Annotated in this window: 9 protein-coding genes; 3 read left to right on the plus strand and 6 right to left on the minus strand. The window is 46.4% G+C overall.

Annotated features, from left to right (window positions below; all coding sequences use genetic code 11):
* The 3 genes from KDD36_13455 to KDD36_13465 all read right to left on the minus strand — a co-directional run.
* Positions 1-951, minus strand: a 951-nt coding sequence (locus KDD36_13455) for an adenylosuccinate lyase (protein MCB0397655.1), incomplete at its 3' end; no start/stop codon positions are given.
* A gap of 163 nt (positions 952-1114) precedes the next feature.
* Positions 1115-1561, minus strand: a complete 447-nt coding sequence (locus KDD36_13460; GenBank protein ID MCB0397656.1) for a hypothetical protein — start codon at positions 1559-1561, stop codon at positions 1115-1117.
* 500 nt (positions 1562-2061) lie between these two features.
* Complete coding sequence (locus KDD36_13465) at positions 2062-2481, minus strand: Hsp20/alpha crystallin family protein (protein MCB0397657.1); 420 nt, start codon at positions 2479-2481, stop codon at positions 2062-2064.
* Between the two features lie 177 nt (positions 2482-2658).
* On the opposite strand from KDD36_13465, the gene KDD36_13470 reads away from it, so the two are divergent.
* The 3 genes from KDD36_13470 to KDD36_13480 all read left to right on the plus strand — a co-directional run bounded on the left by KDD36_13470 (position 2659) and on the right by KDD36_13480 (position 6978).
* Positions 2659-3432: an EI24 domain-containing protein gene (locus KDD36_13470; protein MCB0397658.1), complete on the plus strand. Its 774-nt coding sequence runs from the start codon at positions 2659-2661 to the stop codon at positions 3430-3432.
* 44 nt (positions 3433-3476) lie between these two features.
* Positions 3477-4184 carry a menaquinone biosynthesis protein gene (locus tag KDD36_13475; GenBank protein ID MCB0397659.1) on the plus strand — a complete coding sequence of 236 codons (708 nt, stop codon included), beginning with the start codon at positions 3477-3479 and terminating at the stop codon, positions 4182-4184.
* A 91-nt stretch (positions 4185-4275) separates the two neighbouring features.
* The gene (locus KDD36_13480) at positions 4276-6978 is read left to right on the plus strand and encodes a PD40 domain-containing protein (protein MCB0397660.1); all 2703 of its coding nucleotides are present in this window, start codon (positions 4276-4278) and stop codon (positions 6976-6978) included.
* A gap of 1 nt (position 6979) precedes the next feature.
* On the opposite strand, the gene KDD36_13485 is transcribed toward KDD36_13480, so the two are convergent.
* The 3 genes from KDD36_13485 to yidC form a co-directional block, all read right to left on the minus strand.
* On the minus strand, positions 6980-7501 hold the full coding sequence (locus KDD36_13485; protein MCB0397661.1) for a hypothetical protein: 522 nt from the start codon (positions 7499-7501) through the stop codon (positions 6980-6982).
* A gap of 117 nt (positions 7502-7618) precedes the next feature.
* Positions 7619-8020 carry a hypothetical protein gene (locus KDD36_13490; GenBank protein ID MCB0397662.1) on the minus strand — a complete coding sequence of 134 codons (402 nt, stop codon included), beginning with the start codon at positions 8018-8020 and terminating at the stop codon, positions 7619-7621.
* A gap of 52 nt (positions 8021-8072) precedes the next feature.
* Positions 8073-9430, minus strand: a 1358-nt coding sequence (gene yidC / locus KDD36_13495; GenBank protein ID MCB0397663.1) for a membrane protein insertase YidC, incomplete at its 5' end; no start/stop codon positions are given.

Below are 9430 nucleotides of genomic sequence, written 5' to 3' on the forward strand. Positions count from 1 at the left end.
GATGGCAATGCCGAGGTTTCCTTCGGCATTCTCAAAATCGATGGGGTTTACCTTATGCGGCATGGCAGATGAACCGACTTCCCCTTCCTTGATCTTTTGGCGGAAGTACTCCATCGAAATATAGGTCCACATATCCCGGCAAAGATCAATACATATCACTGAAACACGCTTGAGTGCATCAAACCGTGCACCCAGCTGGTCGTAATGCTCGATCTGGGTGGTAGGAAATGACCGGGTCAACCCGAGACCTTCTTCAATGAATTTATTTGCAAACACATTCCAGTCCTGATCGGGGTAAGCCACACAATGCGCATTCAGATTGCCGGTGGCGCCGCCGAACTTAGCGGCATGAGGAACAGCTGATGCGGCTTCCCATTGGAGTCGCAGCCGTTCCACAAACACCCGAACCTCTTTACCAAGACGTGTTGGCGATGCCGGTTGTCCGTGTGTACGTGCCAGCATGGACACATCCTTCCATTCTTCCGCCATGGAAGAAAGCTTTTTGATCAGCTTGTCAAACAGCGGTTCAATGATCTCATCTATGCCTTCCTTAATGGAAAGCGGAACTGCGGTGTTATTGATATCCTGTGATGTAAGTCCGAAGTGCACGAACTCACGTTCTGCGCCAACACCCCAGGACTCCATTTCCTGCTTCAGAAAATACTCGACGGCTTTCACGTCGTGGTTGGTGACCTTCTCGATATCCTTGACGGCCTGTGCCTGTTGCACGGTCAGACCGGAAACCAGCTTCCGCATCCGTTCATGAACGGAAGTATCAAAGCCGGCCAGTTGTGGCAGAGGTATTTCACAAAGCGCGATAAAATACTCCACTTCAACATGGAGGCGATACCTGATCAGTGCAAATTCAGAAAAGTATGCACCGAGTGCTTCGGTGCTGCGCCTATAGCGCCCATCCACAGGAGAGACAGCAGTCAGAGGGGTCAGTTCCATGGAAGGTAAAGGTACACAATCACCGGTAAATTCGCTTTCGGGCCTTTGCTGAAAGTTGTCAACAATATTTCCACGAAGCAAATCAGGATACGCTGACAGCAACAGCATACAGGGCCGAAGGGAACCTACTTCCAATTTTCTGCTTCCCGATATTTTCAGATAATTAACTCAACAGATGTTGAATCCTTTCTGTTTCCATCACTTTCTTAGTGATCCCGAAGACCTTCTGCTTGAGGTTTCTGAACGCACCCGTAAAAGATGCCAGGTCATTTTCCAGCTTTTCGTGTTCATCCCTGAACGCTTGCTCATCATGACTGAAAGCGTTTTCGATAAGATGAGAGAGTCTCAACAAGTGCAAATCAACGCGACTGGCAAGTCCTTTGCACAAAGCCCGCATATCATCAACCTCTTTGAGCAGCGGCTGAACATCATGCACATTATCGTCTCTGGTGAGCCAGATAAAATATTTACCCAGGAGGATATCCAGAAAATTAATTTCATCCTTAAAGAAGTCCATGTCGGACTTCCAGTGCTCGGTTAACGCATACAAACTGTCCCAGGCAGCCACTTGCATGAAGTCGCTTTTGGGTCTGATGACTAATGTTTCCATATCAATATAGATAATGTCACCCCTACGGGGCTACGTTACAACAAACAATTTACGTGGATGCATATGGCATCCTATTATGATGCCACCCCTCTGGGGCTGCACTTTGGAAATTATTTGACCTAAATGCACATGGTTACCCTACTATGATGCCACCCCTCTGGGTCTACCGTGTTACAAATAATCTGATCACAATGTATTAGTTCATAAATATGTCATCCCTTCGGGATTGCCGTAGAACAAATAATTAAGCTTCCATGCATATACAATCTATTATGATGTCACCCCTTCGGGGCTACCGTGTTGCAACTAATTTGATCACAATGTTTATGGGTTCATTAATATGCCATCCCTTCGGGATTGTATATTGAAAAAAATATGACCCAAGTGCACATGGTTGTCTATTCTTAATTCTTAATTCTTAACTCTCCTCAGCAAACGGCTCCCCCACTGCCTACTGCCTACTGCCTACTGCCTACTATCTACTATCTACTATCTACTATCTACCCCACACTCACTTCCTTCTTCGCGGGAGCCTTCTCCCCGGTTTTTTTCAATTCAAGCCTTAACACACCGTCGGTATAACGTGCCTTGATATCTTCATCGGTCACGTCATCCGGCAGGGTAAAACTTTTTGAAAATGACTTGAGGCTAAATTCCTTTCTGGTGTATTTTTTAGACTGCTCGTTTTTCTCGGTCTCACTTTTTCCGGTTACCACCAATACACGGTTCTCGACAGATACATCGAAGTCAGACTTTTGGAATCCGGGCGCCACCACTTCAATTTCATAAGCCCCTTCATGGTCGATCACATTTACGGCCGGCGACCACATGGGTTGATCGAACCCTGCACGCAGCCAATCATTGTCGAAAAAGTCAGTCATTCCTGCCCAGGCAGGAAAATTTGATTTGATCAGTGTCATAGTCGTATGGTTTTGGTTTGGTTATACAGATATTGATTGTTTCAAAGATTGATCACCCACCAACCAAATTCCTTGACCTTGATCAATCCGGTTTCTGATTTATGTCACCCTGAAACACTATTCTTGATTTTCCTGACCTACACCCCTTGCTATGTGCATACTTTGTACTTTCGCACCATGAATCCATTTCAGGCTTTCAGGTTAGGCATCAGCACCTATATCACCGCACACCGCTTCATTGTCAGGCACCGTTTATGGGGATACATCCTTTTTCCAGGACTGATTAATCTGGCATTATTTATCATTTTCGCCTGGTTTGCCTGGACGGTCACCGGACAATGGATGACCGCATTTGAGGAATGGACGGGCCTTCAGGATACCGATAGCGGTGCAATATTTTGGATCCACGGCACCCTGACCTTTCTGCTGTCATTTCTGCTGCGAATGTTGATGGTCATGATCTACCTGAGCATTTACCGGTACATCATGCTCATCCTGTTATCACCTCTTCTGGCGCTGTTATCCGAAAAGGTGGACGAAATTCTGACGGGCAACCGTTATCCGTTCAGTTTTAGCCGTCTGTTAAAAGATGCAGCCCGCGGAAGCCTTCTGGCCATCCGGAATGCCTTTCGGGAACTCATCCTTTCGCTTTTGGTATACGCCCTGGCCTTTGTTCCGGTAGCAGGCATGGCAAGCCCCTTTCTCATTGTCATCATCGAATCCTACTTTTGCGGTTTCTCGATGATCGATTATTCCCTTGAAAGAAAACGAATGAATTTGAAAAACAGCATTCACTATGTCAGAAGACATCGATGGGTTGGCATTGCCAACGGGCTGGCATTTCATTTTATTTATCTCCTTCCGTTTATCGGCTGGGTCATAGCACCCACTTACGGGGTGGTTGCCGCTACCCTTGCCGTTCATGAACTGGATAAAAACAACAACGCTTGACGCCACACAGAATTTCCGCCGTATCTTTTTTAAATACCCGACCCATGATCTACGGGATGGAAAGGTCCGGCATTATGGACCGTTACGATGTAAGTCTTGACATCCCATCCGTATGTGCAAAACGCCTGATGACTAACGATGCAGATATCGGCCTGGTGCCCGTTGCAGCGATACCACATATCCGAAATGCAAGAATCGTAGGCAAATATGGCATTGGTAGTCGGGGCGCTGTAGATTCCGTGTTGCTGGTAGGTCAGGTTCCTGTAGAAGAGATGGAGAACATACTCCTGGACCACCATTCAATGACCTCTGTTCAACTGGTACAAATACTGGCAAGGGATCATTGGAAGGTAAATCCGTCATGGATGCAGGCATCTCCGGGATATGAGTCTCAGATCCAGGGAAAAACCGGTGGTGTAGTGATCGGCGACCGTGCATTTGGCATAGCCACACGGTTCCGGTATGTCTATGACCTGTCTGCCCACTGGATGGAAATGACCGGACTTCCCTTTGTATTTGCTGCCTGGGTGAGCAATACCAAGCCTGATGAATCATTTGAAATTGAAATGGAAGCTGCCCTTGCACTAGGTACCGGATCCATTGATGCAGCCCTTGAAGGGATACAACATGACCACCTATCGGCGATTGATATGAGAAATTATTTAAACAAGATCGTTTACCGGTTGGACGGGGACATGCTTGAGGGATTACGTGCATTTCAAACCATGGCACCCACACTGCATCCAAGGTAAATAGGGTAGTTTAATTTCAAAAGATGAACCGCTCACGGGATTTTCTTATATTTATTGAAAAATGTAGCTTAACCATAAGCTAGTTAAGTGAATGCATATCCACACAAGATATATCAGCGTCATTCTTTGTGCAGCCTTGATTTCAGGGAGCATACGTGCCAATGACATCCACGATACCACACCTCCTTCTCACAAACCGGTATTTGCCGGAATCCGGGCCGGTCTATCACTCGGTCTTCTTCACAACTATGGCGAGATCAAACAAAATGGTCTTTTGCCTATAGGGAGGAACATGAATGAAAATCAGCTGGGAATATGCTTCTCCCTGCAGAAAAACGTTTCCAATGCAGTTGCTGTAAAAGGCATGATCGTTGGCGGCCGGCTTCAGGGGACCAACCGGGATCTTACCCTGGTTTCTGACGAAATCAGCAGAGGCGCCTACTTTAACACCTCTTTATTTGAAACAACGCTTGGCGTGCAGGTTGACTTTTACCATTTGATCATGCCATGGGTGATCAACCCTAACCGGAAAGTCCGGGTAGAAGGTTATGCCACCATAGGATTTGCGACCTTTGACAGTCAGATCTACAAACTGAAAGATCAGCAACCGGTATCCTATCTGAGAAAAGGTATTGCGAATACCGGAAAAACAAGGGAAGTTGTTGTCCCCCTTGGTTTACAAGTAGCGTATCAGCTTACACCTAAGCTGGACGTGAGTGCGGAACTAGGTCTTCGCATCACCGCCACCGACAAACTGGATGGCTGGATTGAGACTGGCAGCAAAAATGACAAATACAGCTTTGTAGGTTTGGGTGTACTCTACAGACCCGGGGCAAAGGTTACAGCAAAGCCTGAATACGTTAAAAGTCCCGATCAGAATTTCTCCATGCAGGATATTGTCAAAATGTGGAAGGCCCAGCGCGCATACAAAGAAAAAAATCACAACGTAGCACTGGCGCTATATCAGGAGCTATACGCCAACAACGAAACAAATGCCTACCTGAATTATAAACTCGGCCTTACGGAGCTTAAGCTTGGCAACAAACAGGAAGCCATAACCTACCTGAACAAAGCCCACGAACTGGACCCAATGGTTGCAGAAGATATCCACTTTCAACTCGGACAGGCATTCCATTATGCCGGCGTACTTGACAGTGCCAGGAAGCACTACAACCTCTACAGGTATGGCCTTCTTCCTGAAAAAATTGAGGATGACCCTGTCAACACATACCTGGATCAGGTATCCTATGCAGAAGATATGATGCTTCACCCGGTGGATGTAACCATCGAGAATATGGACAAAGCCATAAACACCCAGTATCCCGAATACAGTCCTTCCGTTACCGCCGATGGAAAAACACTCATTTTCACTTCCAGAAGACCAAACACCACAGGAAAGGCCATTGACATCAACGATCATCAGTACTACGAAGACATATACTATTCTCAGTATATGGACAGCAGTCAAACCTGGACGGAAGCCACCAATCTCAAAGGCTCCCTGAACACCAATTATCATGACGCGTCCCTTAGCATCTCTCCGGATGGATCACAGATATACGTTTATAAGAACACCCCTAATCGCACCAAAAGCGGGGATATCTTCGTCTCAAGAAAGGCAGACAACGGAAAATGGTCTACACCGGTTTCTCTCGGAAAAGGCATCAATACTTCCTATTTTGAAAGTTCGGCAAGCGTGACACCCGATGGCAAGGTGATGTACTTTGTGAGCGAACGAAAGAACGGATACGGTCGTGGTGATATTTACAAAAGCTATCGCGATGAGAATGATGTACGCCATATAGAAAACCTGGGGCCGGTAGTGAATACTGCCGAAGACGAAATCGGTGTGTTCATTCACCCAGACGGAAAAACACTTTACTTTTCCTCACGCGGGCACCATTCCATGGGAGGTTATGATATTTTCATGACGGTCTTTGAAGACGGACACTGGTCCGAACCGGAGAACCTCGGATATCCCATCAATACAGTGGATGACAATGTGCATTTCATCCTGACTTCAGACGGCCAGAAGGCTTATTACTCTTCCGTCGAGCCTGAAGGAATGGGAGACAATGATATTTACGAAGTGGACATGTCTTCTTACCAGTTACCCAGCGTGATGAAGCTGGAGGAGAGCGATCCTGTGCCGTATACCCCACTCGGAATTGTAAGCGGTACTGTCACGGATGTGCAGACCGGCAAACCGATCATGGCAGAAATTACCTTCAGAGACACCTACAGCAATCAAAAAGAGATTCACGCATCATCAACTTCTGCCGGGGAATTCAGGGCCAGGCTATTCGGCGATCCGACGTATATCCTGGAGGTCAGAAACGATCTGTATGTCCCGGTAAGAATGGACTCCATTCGTATTGGCGTAAGGCTGGAGTTAATGATTGAAATGGAACGGAAAGAACGACTTCCGGAAGATGTAACACCGGATGTATTCGCTGTCAGAAATATCCAGTTTGAATTTGAAAAAGGAAGCTCTAAGCTGGTGATCCTTCAGGAGTCCCGCAAGGAACTCGACAAGCTCATTGATTATATGAAGCGTGTTAAAAGTTTCCAGATCGAGGTAGCCGGCCATACCGACAACAGCGGCAAACCGGAATTCAACATGAAGTTATCAAAGGAAAGAGCACGTGTGGTGGGGGATTATTTCATCAACCATGGCGTTGAAGGAAATCGGGTAAAAGTGTTGGGCTACGGAGACACCGTTCCAGTAGAAAGCAATGAAACGGAAGAAGGCAGGGCACGTAACCGTCGCGTAGAGGTCCGCATCCTCGAATAGATCAATCCTGCGGTCGCTTTAACAATTTCCACTCCACATCCTTTACCTGATCGTCCAGAAACTTCTCAAATGAAGAGAGTTCCCTGGGTCCCTGATAACGGTTGTGAATGCTTTTGTCTTTACCATCAAAATGGCAGCGGGTATCCACACCCGGAATATCCGTCACATACTGATTATCATAGGAATCCTCCATCTCGAAATACCCGATTTCATTTGCGTACTCCTTGATCTTGTCCAGTTTTTCCCTGGGCAGAATTGTATAAAAGACGCCGACCGTATCTGTAAATCTTTTAGCATCATAGATGGTATAGCCACTTCGGTAAATACGCAGGTCATATTCAGGACATCTGCCGAAGCATGGACTTCTGGAGATACTGGCAAACAGGGAATCTTCATCCTCAACCATTTTATCCTTGACCTTTATGTCTCCATCCGGTTGCGGTGTATCTTCAGTTGACTGACTTACGGCATCGCCTGTGGCTTTCTTCCCTGAATGGCAGGAAGAACCAAATGTTAAACTCAAAACAATACAGGCGAATAAAAAAGTTTGGATTTTCATGGGCTATCTGGTCTGTACTTCCTTACCTACAAGGATCGGTCCAATATCATGTTTTGGATGCTTAAAAGCAAGCTGAGGCGCTCACTTCTGTAGTTCGAACTGCTTTAACCAGCTGAATGCCTCCTCTTCTGTTTTGAAGAATTTCGTAGGCTTTAATGGCTTTACAACATTCAGGTAAAAGTTTGCCATGATGCGCTGTGGCAATGAGTTGATCACAAAGGCATCGGCGATGGTCAGGCGGTTGGCTTCTTCGGTCCCCATATACCGCACGGTTTTAAATGTGGTGGTCACATAGTTTTCCGCAACGATCAGGTTACGGTAGGGCCTGCCACCACCCTGCTCCTCCACGACCTCCTCCATCTTTTGGATGTCATCCACCGTCACTTCCATTCCTTCCAGTACCTTAATATGCACAAGATCGTCCTCAAGGAACTCTATGATCATCTTTTCGGTTTTCACCATGATATTTGGACTGGTACGCATGGTAATCTGAATTCCATTTCCCACCAGGAGAATGGCCTGCCCGACAGCTAACCTACCGTTTCGAGGGATCTATCCCCCGCTGCTTCGCCATCTCTTCTAATCTTTGTTGAAATTTAGACTTCTTCTGGCTCGCCGGTTTTTTCTTGTTCTCCTGCATCTTACGGTGTATCTCATCTTCATCTACAAATTTCTTGATAATGAACTGCTGGAAGAAGGTGATCATATTTGCCGTGAAGTAGTAGTACGTCAATCCACTGGAATAGTTATTCAGGAAACACATGAACGAAATAGGCATGATGTACATAATGATCTTCATTTGCTTGGCCATTTGTTCATTCCCTCCATATTGACCGGTGTTGTACTTCATGGTAAGAAATATGGAAGCCGTCATCAACAACGTGAACAGACTCACATGGTCGCCATACATCGGTATCTTGAATGGCAGGGTCATGATGGAGTCATAGGTCGACAGGTCGGTGGCCCATAAGAATGACTCCTGACGAAGTTCGATCGATGCCGGGAAAAACCGGAATAAGGCATAGAGAATAGGCATTTGAAGAAGCATGGGGATACATCCACCCAGTGGATTCACACCTGCCTGGCGGTAAAGTGCCATGGTTGCCTGTTGCTTCTTCATGGCTTCCTCCGGTTTGAACTTTTTGTTCAACTCTTCCAGCTCCGGTTTCAGAATCCTCATCTTGGCACCGGACAGATAGGTCTTAAATGTCAATGGGAACAGCACCAGTTTGATGAGCAAGGTCAGCAGGAGAATGATCACGCCATAGCTCATGTTAAAGCTATCCAGAAAGTGGAAGACCGGGATCACACAGTACTTGTTCACCCATTTAAAAACCGCCCAACCCAACGGTATGATGTTCTCCATACCCACATCCATGCTTTGGAGGGTCTTGTAATGGTTTGGGCCGAAGTAAAATTGTAAGTGCTGGCTTTCCTTTTCCTGATGATCGTACGGAATAGACAATTCTGCGGTCACCTGCTTCAGGTACTTTTCCTCTCCTTCCTCATATGGTTTGACCGAGAGACCTATGGGTTTCTCAAAACCTTCCTTACATAACAATGCGGACGTAAAGAATTGTTGCTTCATCCCGATCCAGGAAGTTTTGGCCTCAAGGTTCTTATCATCCTCGTCATTCATCGAGAGGTGGTCAGTCTCCCCATCCTCCATGTAGTGATAGAAAATGGTGGTATTGATGCGCTCGTTTTTCAGATCCTTTTCCTGACGTGGGACATCATGCTGCCAGTGGATATCAAACCGGTTCACATTTGCTGCAATCTCTTGCTGCATCCCATGCGTATTCACATCAAGATCAACCAGAAAGGTATTGCCCTGAAGGGTGTAGACATATTCTATGTACTTGCCTGAATTTACTTCCAGACGCATAGCCAGGG

The organism is Flavobacteriales bacterium (genome assembly GCA_020435415.1).
Lineage (GTDB): Bacteria > Bacteroidota > Bacteroidia > JACJYZ01 > JACJYZ01 > JACJYZ01.